Below are 16,462 nucleotides of genomic sequence, written 5' to 3'. Positions count from 1 at the left end.
GCACACCTTCAATGGAGTGCACAAATATGCGCTTTCACATGCGCAAACGTTTCACATTGTAGGGTCAGAAAGCAGTTTTTGACGACACTAAAGGACACCTTGAAACATTGTTCAGGCGACGCTTGAGATCTTCACCTGGAAAGCTCTCAAGCACTACCTTTCAGATTCAAGGCGCCCCTTTACCCCATCACCACGGACTCTCATACCCGCGGCGATTATTTTTAGCTATTTCTCCATGAGCGCCTTTGCCAGGGCATCATCAAGAACCAAGTCAGTAATTGCGCCCGTACGCAACGCGCCGCGCAAAGCACGCACACGGTGAGTACCGGACGCAACGCAAATACGGCGCGGAATGCGGGCAAGCTCCTTCGGAGTCGGACCGGACGCACGCTTATTCAACTCAAGATCAGCCCACGAGCCGTCCTCACGCAGAAGAATCGTGCACATATCCCCCACAACGCCCAGCTCACGCAACTGACGCTGCTCCTGCACCTCAAAATAGCCACCCGAATACACGTGAGAAGGAATAGGTCCACCAAAAGCACCCACGCCAAAAATAGCGAGGTCAACATTCTGCTGGGCATGCAGATTCTTCTGCACGCTACGCTCACGCCACATGGCGGTCTTCGTGTCCGCATAGTCAAAGAACGCGGGAACCGGAAAATGGATAGTCTGCGCATCATAGGCATTCACCAACTGCCCCAGCAGGGAACCCAGGTACGGAATGCCCGAATGGTGCGCGTTACCGGCACCATTCATCTGCACCACAGTCACGCCCTTCAGAGGGCGGCGCGGCAGATGACGAGAAATCTCGGTCATCGTTGAACCCCACGCCACACCCAGGCTCGTTCCATTATCAATCAGGGAATCAAGTAGAGCCGCCGCAGTACGGGATACCTGGCTCATGCGGGCGATGGGGGTGGCATCCGAACGAACATTCACGAGAGTAACGCGCACCTTATAGCGCTCGCCGATGCGGCGCTCCAGTTCGCTGCGGGTACGGAAGGATTCGTCCAGGCGGATCTGCACCATGCCGCTTTCACGAGCACTTTTGAGCAGACGCGATACAGTGGCTCGAGAGACCCCCAGACGGGCCGCGATAGCGTCCATCGTCATGTTGTGGATGTAGTACAGCTGCGCCGCCTCGTAGGTATGGTTAGCGCGTTCGTTCATAGGTCCCAGACCCCCATTGAAAATCCGTTCATATGGCTTGGTTATTATTTCACCATTGGGTTTTACTATTTGCAAGATGAAACCCCACGCCGCTCACGCGGCACGACAAGAAAGAGCACTACATGAGCTCCCAGCACTTTGCACAGCAGTCTCAGCTGACTGCTGAGTCTCGCGCCCAGGCACTCAAGAGCATGGTCAACGAAGAACTCGACGTCCTGGTCGTCGGTGGCGGCATTACCGGTGCAGGTATTGCCCTCGACGCAGCAACCCGCGGTCTGCGCACCGGCATCGTCGAAGCAGGCGACTGGGCTGCAGGCACCAGTGCATGGTCCTCCAAGCTCGTCCACGGCGGCCTGCGCTACCTCTACAACCTCGACTTCAAGCTCGTGACCGAAGCACTGACCGAACGCGGCCTGCTGCTGAACAAGATCGCTCCCCACCTGGTACACGCACAGCCCTTCCTGTGGCCCCTGAAGATGCCCGTCATCGAGCGCGCATACTCCGCAATCGGCATTGGCATGTACGATACCCTGGCGTTCCTCGGCTCCCGCGGTCACAAGGGCGTTCCCTCGCAGCGTCACTTCACCAAGGCAGGCACCAAGACCGTCTTCCCCGACATCAAGGACTCCGCATTCAGCGGCGCAATCCAGTTCTACGATGCACGCGTTGACGACGCACGCCTCGTCATCGACGTCGTCCGCACCGCTGCAGGCTACGGCGCACTGGCTGCATCCCGCACCCAGGTTGTCGGCTTCACCAAGGACGCATCCGGCCGCGTCATCGGCGCCGAGCTGGCAGACCTGGAAACCGGCGAGCGCCTGAACGTGCGCGCAAAGCACGTCATCAACGCAACCGGCGTGTGGACCGAAGAATCCGAGTCCCTCGCTAACCCCGAGGGTGGCCTGGAGGTTCTGGCATCCAAGGGTATCCACATCGTGGTTCCCCGCGACCGCATCAACGCAACCAGCGGTATCTTCACCAAGACCGAGAAGTCCGTTCTCTTCATCATCCCCTGGCAGCGTTACTGGATCATCGGCACCACCGACACCCCCTACTCCGAGGACCGCGAGCGCCCCGTCGCAACCAGCAAGGACATCGACTACGTGCTGATGCAGGCTAACAAGCTGATCGCTAACCCGCTGACCCGCGAGGACATCATCGGCACCTACACCGGTCTGCGCCCGCTGCTGCAGCCCAAGGTCAAGGACGGCGCAGCATCCACCAAGGTTTCCCGCGAGCACACCGTGACCGAGGTTGCACCCGGCATGAGCGCAATCGCAGGCGGCAAGCTCACCACCTACCGTGTCATGGCTGCCGACGCTGTCGACTTCGCACTGGGCGAGCAGGCTAAGCAGAACCCCTCCGTGACCGCAAACATCGGCCTGGTCGGTGCAGACGGCTACCACGCAATCGCCGCTAACCGCGCACGCTACGCAGAGCGTTACGGCTGGGACGAGGACCGCATCACCCACCTGCTCGAGCGTTACGGCGCACAGATTGAGGACCTCGGCGCTCTCATCGATGCTGACCCCTCCCTCGGCGCTCCCCTGGCTAAGGCACCCCAGTTCCTGCGCGCAGACGTCGTCTTCGCTGTCCGCTACGAAGGTGCACTGCACCTGGAGGACGTGCTGGTCCGCCGCGTACGCCTCGACCTCGAGCAACGCGACCGCGGCCTGGCAGCGGCAGAGGAAATCCTCGACATCATGCGTTCCGAGCTCGGCTGGGACGACAAGAAGGTCAAGGAAGAGCGCGACCTCTACGCAGCACGCGTACAGGCTATCCGTGAGGCGGAGTCCACCTCCACCGACGCTGAAGCATCCGCAAAGATTGAGGCTGTCACCCCCGTGGCACCCCGCGTGAAGCTCTAATCCTTAGAGTTTTCACACACCTTTCGTGGCCGGTTATCTGGTACGAACCGACCGTTCACCCCTCACCGAGCATGGGTTAGCTCATATTCTTCGGTGAGGGGTGAGCGGAAGGTTAAATAACCGTTTACGATAATCCCCTGCATAAGAAGCCGCGAGCTAAATACAGGGTTAGCCCACTGGTACGATCTGCTTCTCAACCAGAAACATCTATCAACTTTTCGTAGCAACCGCTACACATTTCAGCACAGCGTTGTGCCCCGATCCGCCCGTGCGGTGAGGACGCACGGGAACACGCAAGCAAAGGTTCGCTTGCCTTCCAGGCGCTTCGTCTTCAAGGAGCATCAATGTCTCTTCTTGCTTCCGCAGGAACTGTACTTGCAGCCGGCTCTTCCGCTCTCGTGGATGCATCCGGTGCCCCCACTACCCTCGGAATCTTCGCTTCCGAGTTCTTCGGCACCTTCATCCTGATTCTGCTCGGTGCCGGCGTATGTGCCGCAGTGACCCTCAAGAAGTCCTACGCTAAGGACGCAGGCTGGGTTGTTATCACCTTCGGATGGGGTCTGGCAGTGTTCACCGCCGTGTACCTCTCCTTCCTCTCCGGTGCGCACCTGAACCCCGCAGTGACCGTTGGCCTGGCAACCGCAGGCAAGGACCTGGCAACCGGCGTTCCCGCAACCCCCGGCAACATTGCCCTGTACATCGTCGCTCAGATGCTCGGCGCAATGGCCGGTGCAACCGGAGCGTACCTCACCTACAAGAAGCACTTCGATGAGGACCCCGGCGACCGCCTCGGTATCTTCTCCACCGGCCCCGCCATCAAGTCCTACGGCTGGAACGTCGTCACCGAGATTTTCGGTACCTTCGTCCTGATCGGCTGGATCATCGCATCCGGTAAGACCCCTGCACAGCTCGGCCCCCTGGCTGTTGCCCTGGTCGTTGTTTCTATCGGTATGAGCCTCGGTGGCGCAACCGGTTACGCTATCAACCCCGCACGTGACCTCGGCCCCCGTATCGCCTACACCTTCCTGCCCATCCCCGGTAAGACCGGCTCCAACTGGTCTTACGCATGGGTTCCGGTTGTTGGCCCGATCATCGGCGCAATCCTCGCCGGCCTGATCGTTCCGGCAGTCCTGCCCCTCTAAACCTCTCTAAAACCTCCGTTCTTTTGTTCTAAGGAAAAATCAATGACGACTTCTCTGCACTCCGCAACCCTCAACGTCGAGCGCAAGTACATCCTCTCCATCGACCAGGGCACCACCAGCTCCCGCGCAATCCTGTTCAACAAGGCAGGCGAGAACGTAGCGCACGGTCAGCTCGAGCACGAGCAGATCTTCCCCAAGGCCGGCTGGGTCGAGCACAACGCAACCGAGATTTGGCAGAACGTCCGTAAGGTCGTAGCAATGGCTATGGCAAACGGCGAAGTCAACCACCACGAAATCGCTGCAGTCGGCATCACCAACCAGCGTGAAACCACCGTCGTGTGGGACAAGAACACCGGTGAGCCCGTCTACAACGCAATCGTCTGGCAGGACACCCGCACCCAGGAAATCGTTGAAGAGCTCGCAGGCGAAGAGGGCGTTGGCAAGTACCACGACATCGTCGGCCTGAACCTCTCTACCTACTTCTCCGGCCCCAAGATCAAGTGGATCCTGGACAACGTTGAAGGCGCACGCGAGCGCGCAGAACGCGGCGACCTGCTCTTCGGCAACACCGACACCTGGCTGGTCTGGAACCTGACCGGTGGTGTTGACGGCGGTGTTCACGTCACCGACGTAACCAACGCATCCCGTACCCTGCTGATGAACATCCGCACCCTCGAATGGGATCCGCAGATCGCTGCAGACATGGGCATCCCCATGAGCATGCTGCCCGAAATCAAGTCCTCCTCCGAGGTGTACGGCTTCGGCCGCGCAACCGGTCTGCTCGCAGGCACCCCCATCGCGGGCATCCTGGGCGACCAGCAGGCCGCAACCTTCGGTCAGGCTTGCTTCGAGAAGGGCATGGCGAAGAACACCTACGGTACCGGTAACTTCATGCTCATGAACACCGGCAACGAGCCCGTCTTCTCCAACAACGGTCTGCTGACCACCGTCGCATACAAGATTGGCGACGCAGCACCCGTCTACGCTCTGGAAGGCTCGGTCGCAATGAGCGGCTCCCTGATCCAGTGGCTGCGCGACAACCTGCGCATGATTGAGCACGCTGCAGAGTCTGAGGAACTGGCTACCTCCGTCAAGGACTCCGGTGGCTGCTACGTTGTTCCCGCGTTCTCCGGCCTGTTCGCACCTCACTGGCGTTCCGACGCTCGCGGCGTCATCGTTGGTCTGACCCGCTACGTGAACCGTGCACACATCGTGCGTGCGGCGCTGGAAGCAACCGCATTCCAGACCCGCGAGGTTCTGGACGCAATGAACGCTGACTCCGGTGTTGAGCTCTCCGAGTTGCGCGTGGACGGCGGCATGACCGCTAACGAGTTCCTCATGCAGTTCCAGGCTGACATCCTCGGCGTTCCCGTAATCCGCCCGAAGGTTGTTGAGACCACCGCTCTGGGCGCAGCATACGCTGCAGGTATCGCTGTTGGTTTCTGGAGCGGCGAGCAGGACGTTGTGGACAACTGGGCTGAGGACAAGCGCTGGCTGCCCTCCATGGAGCCCGCAGAGGTTGACCGCCAGTACCGCCTGTGGAAGAAGGCTGTCTCCCGCACCCTCGAGTGGGTTGACGAGGACGTTCCGACCGCCTAATCACAGCACCCGTTGCCTAACGGCACGGCCCGCGTACTAGCGACGCCCCGGCTGCTTCTCCCCCGCTATGGGGTTGAAGCAGCCGGGGCTTTTCGCTGTTTTATGACGCTCAATTCAGCGTTTATTGCGGCGTAATTTCTACAAAAATTAGTGCTGGGGTACGGTGGGTGATTGTAAATGCAGTATCTTCCGCCGGCTGCTTCCCGCGGTATTGTTCGTGAGGTGTCAGTACCGTGCAGGATCCCGTTGACATATTCTGGGTTTCCTCACGCAACCAGCGGTTCGCGCTGATACTTATTTACGCTCCTATCACCGTCCGCCGTGGTTCCGGATACCGCGGCGGACGGGCTTTTAGCTCTTGTTACAGGCTTCTCTGTATTAACGATGAGTGGGGTTTCGCTTTTCTTGGTGCAGTTCTCACCGTAAAAATCACTCGTTTTATGTCTCTTCTTGAGATACCCGTTCACCTGGCATGTGGGGTTTATCTAATGGTGTTTGTACGCCTTTTATGTCTACTTCTCGCGCCGTATCATAGATGTATAGGCTTATTGGTCCTACTCTAACCGCGAAGATGGCGGTTAGTTAAGCATCTGGCACCTACCCGGTGCTCACGAGAGCGGAGGTACGCTCCGCTGGAAGGAGGGAGCGGGTTATCCCGCACCGATTATGGTTGATGTCCGTCGCCGCAAGCTTGCAATTATTGCTATGAACGTTTCGGTTCTTGCAGCTGCTCTCTCCTGGTTGCTGGTGCTCTTCTCCGCCCTGTACTCTGCCGCGGCTGTGCCGTGGGCTCTGGGCGTTGCTATCGTGCTGACGGTGATTGGCGCCTACGCGCTGTACCGCTACTACTCCAAGTACTCGCACGTGCTCCCGAACGAAGACCCGGATGCGCACGATGTGCTTGGCCACGACCTGCACTCGACCCATCTGCCGCACCTGCACCACACGGAGGGCAATACCAACGGAGTAGCCGCTAAGTAGCGAGCTCCTCATCCCCCAGACAATATAAATGTGCCGCCTCACTGATACCGGTGAGGCGGCACATTTGCATTAAAATCGCGGTTCAGAGTCCGACCCTACACTCAAAATTATTTCTGGTTTGAGTCAGTGCTCCGCTGCGCTTCAGCTTCGGCTCTGGCTAGTTCTATCTTTTTGTTCTTTTCGACGATCAGAGCGTTATATTTCCAGCCGGGGATTCGTTCAAAAAGCCACCCAACCCAGAGAAGCGCAGCGGTAATGAGAGTGACAGGAATCAGAAAAATGAGGGCTCTCGGGTCCCGGGTGTGGTCTGAGGTGCTCCCCGCGGTAAGTTCCCACAGCGCAAGGATTGGTACCGCCATTATAGGCATCACTATAAAAAGAATGAGGGCATAGTAAATGCCCATCTTACTGCCGGGTTTACCTCTATTCATACGAGCTTGGGTAACGGCTCTCTCCAGGCGTTTGTATTCCTGCAAGGTTTCGCCGTCTAGAAGCGAAGCGTTAGGGATCTTGGCCATGACGTACCGTACGGCTTCTAAATCTGAGGGCGAGCAAATAAAGATATGTCCCTGGGACGTAACGGTATATTCTTTCGCAATGTCGAGGCACGCCTGCGCGTAACGGTTATTGAGTTCTCGACTCTCCGGGTTTTCCTTGAGTTGCCGGCGGATGTCTTTCAGCTCTTCCATGTTTCTCCTTGCAATTTCAGTCGTCGTTGAGCCCATCGTTGAGGCACGAGAAACACAGGCCATCCCCTACCCGCTGCGGGGTGGAGAAGCCGGAGTATTGAATTGCGGTGTATCGGTGTGTACTTCACAGAATGCCAGCTCTTCAGGTTCAGGCAAAATTGACGGGGCATCCTGAGATGCTTCAACGGCGGTGCATACATCTCATATATAGCGGTCAGTTATAGACAAAACCCACTACGGGTACGGTACGGAGGCACCCCTCCCCTATGATGGTTGAAAGGGATATTTATCTCTAATACCATCTGCAGTACACGCCCTGGAGCCAACGAGGAAGAGCATGACCAAAGCGACCGATTCGCCGCAGCCGCCGGAAGCGCTCGCGCGCTGGTACACTCGCTATTCGAGCCCCGTCGGCGTGCTCTACCTTGCCGCCCGTGCGGATGCAATTGTGGGTATCTGGTACGAGGATCAGGTGCACTTCCCGCTCCCCCATGAGCTTGGTGGACTGATTGAGAATCCTGACGCCTGTCTGCGGGAGCACGGCGTCGCAGATGGTGAAGAGCCAGCCGGTGAGTATGCTGCGGCGCGGCTGCTGTCGCGTGCTGAGGCAGAGCTCTCCGAGTATTTTGAGCGCAAGCGCACTTCTTTTACGTTGCCGCTAGATCCTGAGGGCACCGATTTTCAGCTGATTGTGTGGGAGCATCTGAAGACTGTTCCTGCCGGGTACACCACCACTTACGGCGAGATTTCGCGTGCGGTTGGTCCCGGTGCTCCGGCGCAGGCTGTGGGCCAGGCGGTCGGCCGCAATAAGGTTTCTATTATGATTCCGTGTCACCGCGTTATTGGTGCTGATGGTAGTTTGACCGGCTACGCTGGCGGTGTTGAGCGTAAGCAGTTCCTCCTCGATCTGGAGGAGCCGGAAGAGGTGCGGGAGGCGCGGCTCTTCTAGCGTCTGCCGGCTAGTCTTCGAAGCTCATGACGGGGTGGGGTATGCATCGGATGCGTATCCCGCCCTTTTTCGTACCTGTTTTCGGTTTCAATGCCCTGCAACACGACATGAAATCGAATATAGTTGCGATTACCACAGGTTGGGGTTAGTGTTTAAGTAGAACATGATTCCGAAATACTCGGATAAGCCCAGTAATCTCAGAGAGGAGAAACCATGACCTCGCAACCTACTATTCCCGCCGACCCCCTCGAAAACGCCCCGAGCTACCCCACGTGGGTGACCGATGAGCTTCTGCGCGACTACTATGACACCGAATGGGGCATGCCCGTCACCGACGAGCGTGGACTCTTCGAAGCCCTGAGCCTTGAAGCTTTTCAGGTGGGGCTCTCCTGGCGCACGATTCTTGCCCGCCGCGAGGCTTTCCGTCGCGCTTTCGAAGGTTTCGATCCCGAACGCGTGGCTGCGTTCACCGACCAGGATGTTGCGCGCCTCCTTCAGGATGAAGAGATTATCCGTAACGAGAGGAAGATTCGCGCGGTCATCTCCAATGCACGGCTGACCCTTCGGATGCGTGAGCTTGCGACGACACCACACGACGCTTCAGCTGATGAGGTTGTTCTTCCCCTCATTACTCCAGTGTCTACCTCAGCTAATGCAGACAATACCGAAGCGGTAGCCACTCGCCGCGGCCGAGTTCGTACGCTAAGCCACGAAGACTTGGACCGGATGCGCGAGCGTACCCTATCTGACGGCACACGGGTGCCGAGCGGACTGGCCGCGTGGCTGTGGTCCTTCGCACCGAGCGAGACTATCACTCCGCATACTTTGGAGGATATTCCCACCGATACCGCTGAGTCCGCGCTTCTTGCAAAGTCTTTTAAAGCTCTAGGAGGGGTGTTTCTGGGACCGGTGACCGCCTACGCACTCATGTGTGCGGTCGGCATGGTGGACGCTCACCTGGTGGGTTCGCATCGGCGCGGCTGTTCGAGTCTCTTCGACTAAGCTTTTGAGTCTCTGGTGCGAAGGCCGCTCCCGGGCGTAGAAACCCGTGCATAGAAACCCGGGGCATAGAAAAGCCGCGTGCTACTTCCTGAGAAGCAGCACGCGGCCCCAAAAACTCGGAGGTTCCTCTCCGCATAGCTAGGTTGCTGGCTCTATTAGATCGTCACAAAGAGGAAAATCAGAGACAGCAGCGGCGGGGTCAGCTGGATTAGCGCGGGCTTGCGCTTTGCCGGGGAGGTGAGGAACAGGTAGATACCTGCAATCGCCATGGAACCCAGGCCTGCGAACATGAGCGCCACGCCGACCTGCGGGGAGCCGAACCAGAAGGCAAGCAGGCCGGTTGCGGCGATCCAGGCGAGCATCAGGTTGTACAGGCCTTGGTTTGCTGCCATCTCCTTGGTGGACTCGGCGAATTCTTCGGTCATGCCGAAGGTTTCGCGGCCCTTGGGCTTAGCCCAGAGGAAGGACTCGATGATCCAGATGTACACGTGAATAGCGATTGCGACGAAGGCAAAAACGGTGGTGACCGTTGCGAGTGCCTGCATTGTTTCTCCTTAAGCAGTAGGTGTTCTATTAGGCACCTGCCCGTTCTTTATTCTGGAGCACAACCTGTGGTGATGTTCAGAATCATGCAGGAGCAAGCACAAGAAGTAATTCTACGCTTCTTCCCGGTTTATCGGAATTTCCCTGAATATGCGTGAAACCCCTCGATTCGTCGTCTGCAGAGAAATTTGCAGGGTTCTCATCGAGGGGTTTCTTACGCGGGGTTACGCTGAATCCGGTATCGGTCTTTAGCCCATCATGAGTGAGAGAGCAAAGGACCAGACGCAGACCAGGCCCAGCAGAATAGCGCTGTACTTGATGGACATGGAGGTGATCTTCGATTCTTCGCCGGCGCTGTTCACAGCCGCCGCCGCAATCGCGATGGACTGCGGGGAAACAATCTTACCCATCACGCCACCGGCGGTGTTTGCGGCAACGAGCAGGGTCGGATCAACAGCAATCTGGGCTGCGGTGGTGGACTGCAGGCCCGCGAAGAGCACGTTAGCGTTGGTCACCGAGCCGGTCACGAACACGCCAATCCAACCGATGATCGGGGACAGCAGCGGGAAGACCGGGCCTGCTGCCGCGAGCGCGAGCGCAATGGAGGTGGTCATACCGGCGTAGTTCATCACGTTTGCGACGGACATGACCAGGCAGATCATGAGGATCGGCATCTTCAGTTGGTTCCAGGTGCCGCCGAGTTCTTCGAAGGCTTCGCCCCAGCTGATGTTCGAGGTCAGGACGGTAATGATTGCAGCCACCAGAATTGCGGTGCCGGATGCGCCCAGGGTGTTCCAGGAGAACATCGCGGTCACGGTCTTGCCAGCACCGGTGGTGATGGCTTCGTGAATGCCGGGGATGGGGAACGCCAGGGTTGCGGCACCGAGCAGGCCGTTGGTTGCGAAGAGCGGCTTCAGTGCGGTGGACCAGAGCAGGATGGTTGCGGAGAGGAAGATGAAGGGGCTCCACGCCTTAACGATCTCAGCGCCGGTGTGCTTGACGTTCTGCTGTGCCTGGGCTTCTTCGAGGCTGGGTGCGGTGGGTTCGCGGTAGATGTGCTTGGGCTGCCACTTCTGCATCACGAGCGCCAGGGCTACCAGGGAGAGCAGCGGCGGGATGATATCGACCAGTTCGGGCGAGCCGAGCAGCATCAGGATAGCCACCTGACCGCCGGAGAAGATGACGCCGGTCATGAGCGCTACGAGACCGACTTCGCGGATGCCGCGCATACCGTCCTGGATTGCAACCATCAGCAGCGGCACGATTGCCACGAAAATCTGCAGTACCGGAACCATGCCTGCGGACAGGTGTGCGGTGTCCAGGCCACCAACCTTAGCTGCGGTGGTCACGGGAATACCGATAGCGCCGTAGGCGCCGGAGGCGGCGTTGGCTACCAGCGCGAGCATGGATGCCTTGAGGGGGTTGAAGCCCAGGGATACCAGCAGTGCCGCGGAGATAGCAATCGGGATACCGAAGCCTGCCGCGCCTTCGATGAAGCCGCCGAAGCAGAAGGCGATCAGCAGCACCTGGATGCGCTGGTCATTAGAAATCGAGGAGACGGAGGAGCGCACGATGTCGAAGTTACCGGCGCGTACGGCAATGCGGTAGAGCCACACCGCCATGAGCACGATCCAGCCGATGGGCCATGCACCGGAGAGGAAACCGGAGAGGATAGAACCGGCGCCTGCGGTGATGGGCAGCCCGAAGACGGCGCAACCGATGATGAGGGTGGTACCGAGGGTCAGCAGTGCTGATTTGAGGCCGCTGAGTTTCAGGACGGTCAGGCCCAGCAGGAAGAGGACGATGGGTACTGCTGCGACCAGTGCGGAGAGCACCGGTGCGTTCAGCGGGTCGTAGGTTTGCTGCCACATGGGGCGGGGTGTTCCTTTCGGTCTGTGCTTTAGGCGGTCGCTTCTTCCGGTACGGCGTCTGCGCTGTATGGAAGCGTTCGGGCCGCATAAAAACCGATGGGCCCGTCCTGTGTCTCATGGACGGGTCCATCGGTGAAGCGTGATGGTCTTGAGCTGCCGGGCGTTTGGTGATTTGCCGTGGCGATGTACCGAGGCAATGTACCGTGGCGATATACCGTAGCGCGGCGGCGGTGAGCGGGATCTTTCCCGTTCACTAGGTGCTCTTGACTTTATCTGTCTAAGCTAACAGGTCTCTCCCTAGACTTCAGGATAGGGTGACCTTAAGTGTGCACAAATGAAACTTATATGCATATTTGCACCCGGCGCCGCTCTCCCCGGCGCCGCTCTCCCCACCCCTCCGCCCCCGTCCCTCCCCCAGCACCCAATCCTAGATACGCGAAAGCCCCCTCCTACTTCACGTAGAAGGGGGCTTTCGCTAAACCGTGTTGCGGGTACCTAACTCTCACAGAAAGTGAGTTACACGCATCGGGGTTTCACGCTGTTTAGGCAACGACCAGAGACAGCACGTAAACCCAAACACAGGTGACAACCAGCAGGGCTGCACTGTACTTGATCGCCATGGAGGTAATCTTCGATTCCTCACCGGAGCTGTTCACAGCCGCCGCCGCAATCGCGATGGACTGCGGGGAAACAATCTTCGCCATCACACCACCGGCGGTGTTAGATGCAACCAGCAGGGTCTGGCTGACGCCAATCTGCTGTGCGGTGGTAGCCTGCAGGCCTGCGAAGAGGATGTTGTTGTTCACCACGGAACCGGTCACGAACACGCCGATCCAACCGATGATCGGGGACAGCAGCGGGAAGATTGCGCCCACGGCGGCAACAGCCAGTGCGATGGAGGTAATCATACCCGCGTAGTTCATGACGTTAGCAACGGACATGACCAGGCAGATCATGATGATCGGGGTCTGCAGCTGCTTCCAGGTTGCGCCGAGTTCCTCGATAGCCTCGCCCCAGCTGATGGAGGAGGTCAGGATGGTGATGATTGCAGCCACCAGAATTGCGGTACCGGAAGCACCAAGGATGTTCCAGGTGAAGGCCACGTCGATAGGCTTGGGGGTTGCAACGATCGGTGCCGCCTGCTGGATGCTCTGGTGCAGACCCGGGATGTTGAAGGTGATGTTGCTGAAGGCCAGCAGACCACCCTTAGCAAAGAGCGGCTTCATCGCGGTGGACCAGAGCAGAATCACGACGGACAGGTAGACGAAGGGGCTCCATGCCTTGAGGACCTCGCCACCGGAGTGCTTGACGCTCTGCTGAGCCTCAACCTCTTCCAGGGAGGGAGCGGTGGGCTCGCGGAAGATGTGCTTGGGCTGCCACTTCTGCATGATGAGCGCCAGGGCAACCAGGGAGAGCAGCGGCGGGATGATGTCGACGAGCTCGGGGTTGCCGAGGCCTGCGAGCAGGACGGACTGGCCGCCGGAGTAGATCAGACCAACGATCAGTGCCACCAGACCGACTTCGCGGATACCGCGCAGACCGTCCTGAATAGCGACGAGCAGTACGGGGATGAGACCTGCCATAATCTGGAGAACCAGGACCATTTCGATGGACAGTGCGTGCAGGTCCACGCCACCGCGGGTTGCTGCGGTGGTCACGGGGATACCGATAGCGCCGTACGCACCGGAGCTCACGTTAGCAATCAGTGCGAACATTGCGGCCTTGAGCGGGTTGAAGCCCAGGGACACGAGCAGTGCAGCACAGATAGCGATCGGGATACCGAAGCCTGCAGCACCTTCAAGGAAGCCGCCGAAGCAGAATGCAATCAGCAGCATCTGGACGCGCTGGTCGGTAGAGATGGAGGAGATGGAAGAGCGAACGATCTCGAAGCCGCCGGAACGCACGGAAATGCGGTAGAGCCACACTGCCATGAGGACGATCCAGCCGATGGGCCACATGCCCGAGAGGAAACCGTAGAGGATGGAGCCTGCACCTGCGGTGACGGGCATGCCGAAGATAGCGCAACCGATGACGAGTGCGAGCGCCAGGGAGATGACGGCAGATTTAATACCGCTGAGCTTCAGGACGGTGAGGCCCAGAAGGAAGAAAATAATCGGGACTGCTGCCACGAGTGCGGAGAGTGCGCTCGAGTTCAGCGGGTCGTAGACTTGCTGCCACATGATGTACTGTGTTCCTTTCCGCGTCCATATAGAACGGGATCGAGTTGTGTCGTAAAGCCATCCCAATGGTGCGCGTGGCGGTGTGTGTGCCGTATGCATCAGGCGTGTTTTCCCGTTGCTTTGTGCGGTGGGGAGGCTACCCCACGGGGATATTTGCCTTTGCTTGGGTTCGTGTTGGTTTTACGACTATGAAATTTAGTGTGAATGAAGCCGTGTTCTAGTCACAGAAACCTAATTAATCCTTGATTTGTCAAGGAAAAATCAGTACCGAAGTTGAAGTTTCTGGTTCCTAAAACGCGGTTCCTTGATTACCAATGTACCACCCGTCACCCACAAAATCGGGCATATTCCAACATTTAGATTGAAGCTCATAATTGCACACTAACCTAAAGCCCACCCCGGTTTGAGGGCTGGTCTAAGTCACTCCCCCGGTATCTCAAGGAAGAGAGTGCACTCCGGTGCTTCCAGCTGTGTCTTTGGCGCTGACTCCCGCATTTCCTCGATCGAGAGGGCAAACCATAAAACCCCTGAACGGCATGCAAAAAAGCTCCGGAAGGAAAATCCTTCCGGAGCTTTATCTGTCGGGTTGACAGGATTTGAACCTGCGACCCCTTGACCCCCAGTCAAGTGCGCTACCAAGCTGCGCCACAACCCGATTCGTTATTCACGATATTATTTTCGAGGTTTCCCCCGAACACTCGAATAACTATACCGGGGTTTTGACCCCCGCGCAAGCCAGATTCACCATTTTTAGAAAAAATCTTAAAAATCTTTTCCTCGCAGATTTTCCGTACAGATTTTCCGCACAGAATCCAGCACGCGGGGGTCAACCCCAGCATCAAGGCATCGAGCAGGCACCCCGCTATTAGCGGCGGCCGCCCTTACCCTTCTTAGCCTTCGCGCTCTGACGCTCGCCCAGGGAACGGCGCTCACGCACACGCATCGAAATCTCAATCGGGGTACCCGTGAAGTCGAAGGTCTCACGCAGACGACGCATAATGAAGCGGCGGTAACCCGGATCCAGGAAGCCGGTGGTAAACAGCACGAACTTCGGCGGGCGCGACGACACCTGAGTACCGAAGAGAATACGCGGCTGCTTACCGCCACGCAGCGGGTGCGGATGCGCAGCCACAATCTCACCGAGGAACGCGTTCAGGCGGCCGGTCGGAATACGCGAATCCCACGACTCCAGCGAGTGCTCCAGGGCGGGCACCAGCTTGTCCTTGTGCCAGCCGGTCTTCGCCGAAATGTTCACGCGAGGCGCCCACTGCACGTGTGCCAGGTCGCGCTCAATCTCGCGCTCCAGCATGTAACGGCGATCCTCATCGAGGGTATCCCACTTGTTGAATGCCAGAACCATCGCGCGACCCGAATCAATCACAGTCTGCACGATGCGCACATCCTGCTCAGAGATCGGCTCGGAAACATCCAGCAGCACCACGGCAACCTCAGAACGCTCCAGGGCAGTCTGGGTACGCAGCGAAGAGTAGAACTCCGCGCCCTTAGCCATGTGCTGGCGGCGGCGAATGCCCGCGGTATCCACGAAACGCCAGGGGTAGCCGCCCAGCTCAATAATCTCGTCAATCGGGTCACGAGTCGTACCAGCCAGGTCGTTCACCACGGCACGCTCAGAACCAGCCAGCTTGTTCAGCAGCGAAGACTTACCCACGTTCGGGCGACCCACCAGAGCCACACGACGCGGGCCGCCCAGCGCCTCCGGCTGAGCGAACTGCGAGTGCTCCGGCATGACCTCAAGAATCTCATCCAGGGCGTCCGCCAGGCCACGGCCGTGCAGACCCGACACCGGGAACGGCTGACCCATACCCAGCGACCAGAGGTTATAAATCTCCGGCTCCAGGTGAGCGTCATCAATCTTGTTAGCAATCAGAATGATCGGCTTCTTCACGCGGCGCAGCATACGCACAATCTGCTCATCCGAAGCGGTCACACCCACGCGGGCATCAACCACCAGGACCACCACATCGGCCTGCTCCACAGCGATCTCAGCCTGCTCAGCAACCTGAGCGTCAATACCGCGGGCGTCAGACTCCCAACCACCGGTATCAACCAGGGTGAAGCTCTTACCCAGCCACTCAGCCTTGTAGGACACGCGGTCACGGGTCACACCCGGCTTATCCTCAACCACAGCCTCGCGACGGCCCAGAATACGGTTAATGATGGTGGACTTACCCACGTTCGGGCGACCAACAATCGCCACTACCGGATCAGCGAGCTGCTCTTCCTCTTCCTCAATGTCGAAGCCCCAAGCACCCAGCAGGGCGCGGTCCTCTTCATCCAGGTCGTAGTCCTCAAGGCCCTCAAGCAGAGCCTGAGCACGCTGGTCAGCGGTCTCATCATCAATCTCAGCGAGGCGCTCGGTAACGTCGTCCTCGCCACCGCCCAGGTACTTCTCTTCGTAATCGTCGCGGATAGCGTCCTCAGCCATGCGCATTCCTTTCTCTACC

The 16,462-nt window shown here is 58.5% G+C and carries 12 protein-coding genes and 1 tRNA gene; 6 read left to right on the top strand and 7 right to left on the bottom strand.

The window, feature by feature from the left end:
* Nucleotides 1-225 precede the first annotated feature (225 nt).
* Nucleotides 226-1,173, bottom strand: coding sequence for a sugar-binding transcriptional regulator (locus tag HMPREF2682_RS00190; RefSeq protein ID WP_070830427.1), 948 nt, complete (start codon nt 1,171-1,173; stop codon nt 226-228).
* Nucleotides 1,174-1,295: 122 nt separating this feature from the next.
* Between HMPREF2682_RS00190 and HMPREF2682_RS00185 the strand changes: the two genes are divergently transcribed.
* From HMPREF2682_RS00185 to HMPREF2682_RS00170, 4 genes are all read left to right on the top strand, one after another.
* Complete coding sequence (locus HMPREF2682_RS00185; RefSeq protein ID WP_070830425.1) at nt 1,296-3,041, top strand: glycerol-3-phosphate dehydrogenase/oxidase; 1,746 nt, start codon at nt 1,296-1,298, stop codon at nt 3,039-3,041.
* Nucleotides 3,042-3,385: 344 nt separating this feature from the next.
* The gene (locus tag HMPREF2682_RS00180; RefSeq protein ID WP_070830423.1) at nt 3,386-4,183 is read left to right on the top strand and encodes an MIP/aquaporin family protein; all 798 of its coding nucleotides are present in this window, start codon (nt 3,386-3,388) and stop codon (nt 4,181-4,183) included.
* Between the two features lie 42 nt (nt 4,184-4,225).
* Entirely contained in the window at nt 4,226-5,782 is a 1,557-nt protein-coding gene (gene glpK / locus HMPREF2682_RS00175; RefSeq protein ID WP_070830421.1) for a glycerol kinase GlpK, read from the top strand.
* A 666-nt stretch (nt 5,783-6,448) separates the two neighbouring features.
* Complete coding sequence (locus HMPREF2682_RS00170) at nt 6,449-6,763, top strand: N-acyl-D-glutamate deacylase (RefSeq protein WP_246827224.1); 315 nt, start codon at nt 6,449-6,451, stop codon at nt 6,761-6,763.
* 107 nt (nt 6,764-6,870) lie between these two features.
* On the opposite strand, the gene HMPREF2682_RS00165 is transcribed toward HMPREF2682_RS00170, so the two are convergent.
* Nucleotides 6,871-7,452, bottom strand: a complete 582-nt coding sequence (locus tag HMPREF2682_RS00165; protein ID WP_070830417.1) for a hypothetical protein — start codon at nt 7,450-7,452, stop codon at nt 6,871-6,873.
* 337 nt (nt 7,453-7,789) lie between these two features.
* On the opposite strand from HMPREF2682_RS00165, the gene HMPREF2682_RS00160 reads away from it, so the two are divergent.
* A complete protein-coding gene (locus HMPREF2682_RS00160) occupies nt 7,790-8,401 on the top strand; it encodes a methylated-DNA--[protein]-cysteine S-methyltransferase (RefSeq protein WP_070830415.1) in 612 nt (203 codons plus the stop codon).
* A 213-nt stretch (nt 8,402-8,614) separates the two neighbouring features.
* Complete coding sequence (locus HMPREF2682_RS00155) at nt 8,615-9,403, top strand: DNA-3-methyladenine glycosylase I (RefSeq protein ID WP_070830413.1); 789 nt, start codon at nt 8,615-8,617, stop codon at nt 9,401-9,403.
* 155 nt (nt 9,404-9,558) lie between these two features.
* Here HMPREF2682_RS00155 and HMPREF2682_RS00150 read toward each other — a convergent pair whose 3' ends face one another.
* From HMPREF2682_RS00150 to der, 5 genes are all read right to left on the bottom strand, one after another.
* Nucleotides 9,559-9,948 (bottom strand): DUF1304 domain-containing protein, encoded by a 390-nt coding sequence (locus HMPREF2682_RS00150; RefSeq protein ID WP_070830411.1) that lies wholly within the window; start codon nt 9,946-9,948, stop codon nt 9,559-9,561.
* A gap of 246 nt (nt 9,949-10,194) precedes the next feature.
* Nucleotides 10,195-11,817 (bottom strand): L-lactate permease, encoded by a 1,623-nt coding sequence (locus HMPREF2682_RS00145; protein ID WP_070830409.1) that lies wholly within the window; start codon nt 11,815-11,817, stop codon nt 10,195-10,197.
* Nucleotides 11,818-12,359: 542 nt separating this feature from the next.
* A complete protein-coding gene (locus HMPREF2682_RS00140; RefSeq protein ID WP_070830407.1) occupies nt 12,360-13,997 on the bottom strand; it encodes an L-lactate permease in 1,638 nt (545 codons plus the stop codon).
* 581 nt (nt 13,998-14,578) lie between these two features.
* Nucleotides 14,579-14,652 (bottom strand) — tRNA-Pro (locus HMPREF2682_RS00135).
* Nucleotides 14,653-14,862: 210 nt separating this feature from the next.
* Nucleotides 14,863-16,443 carry a ribosome biogenesis GTPase Der gene (der, locus tag HMPREF2682_RS00130; protein ID WP_049361980.1) on the bottom strand — a complete coding sequence of 527 codons (1,581 nt, stop codon included), beginning with the start codon at nt 16,441-16,443 and terminating at the stop codon, nt 14,863-14,865.
* Nucleotides 16,444-16,462: the final 19 nt, after the last annotated feature.

Source organism: Rothia sp. HMSC061D12 (assembly GCF_001836735.1).
In the GTDB taxonomy this organism is placed as follows: Bacteria; Actinomycetota; Actinomycetes; order Actinomycetales; family Micrococcaceae; genus Rothia.
The sequence above is the reverse complement of the archived record's forward strand: the minus strand, read 5'-3'. Positions and strand labels throughout refer to the sequence as shown.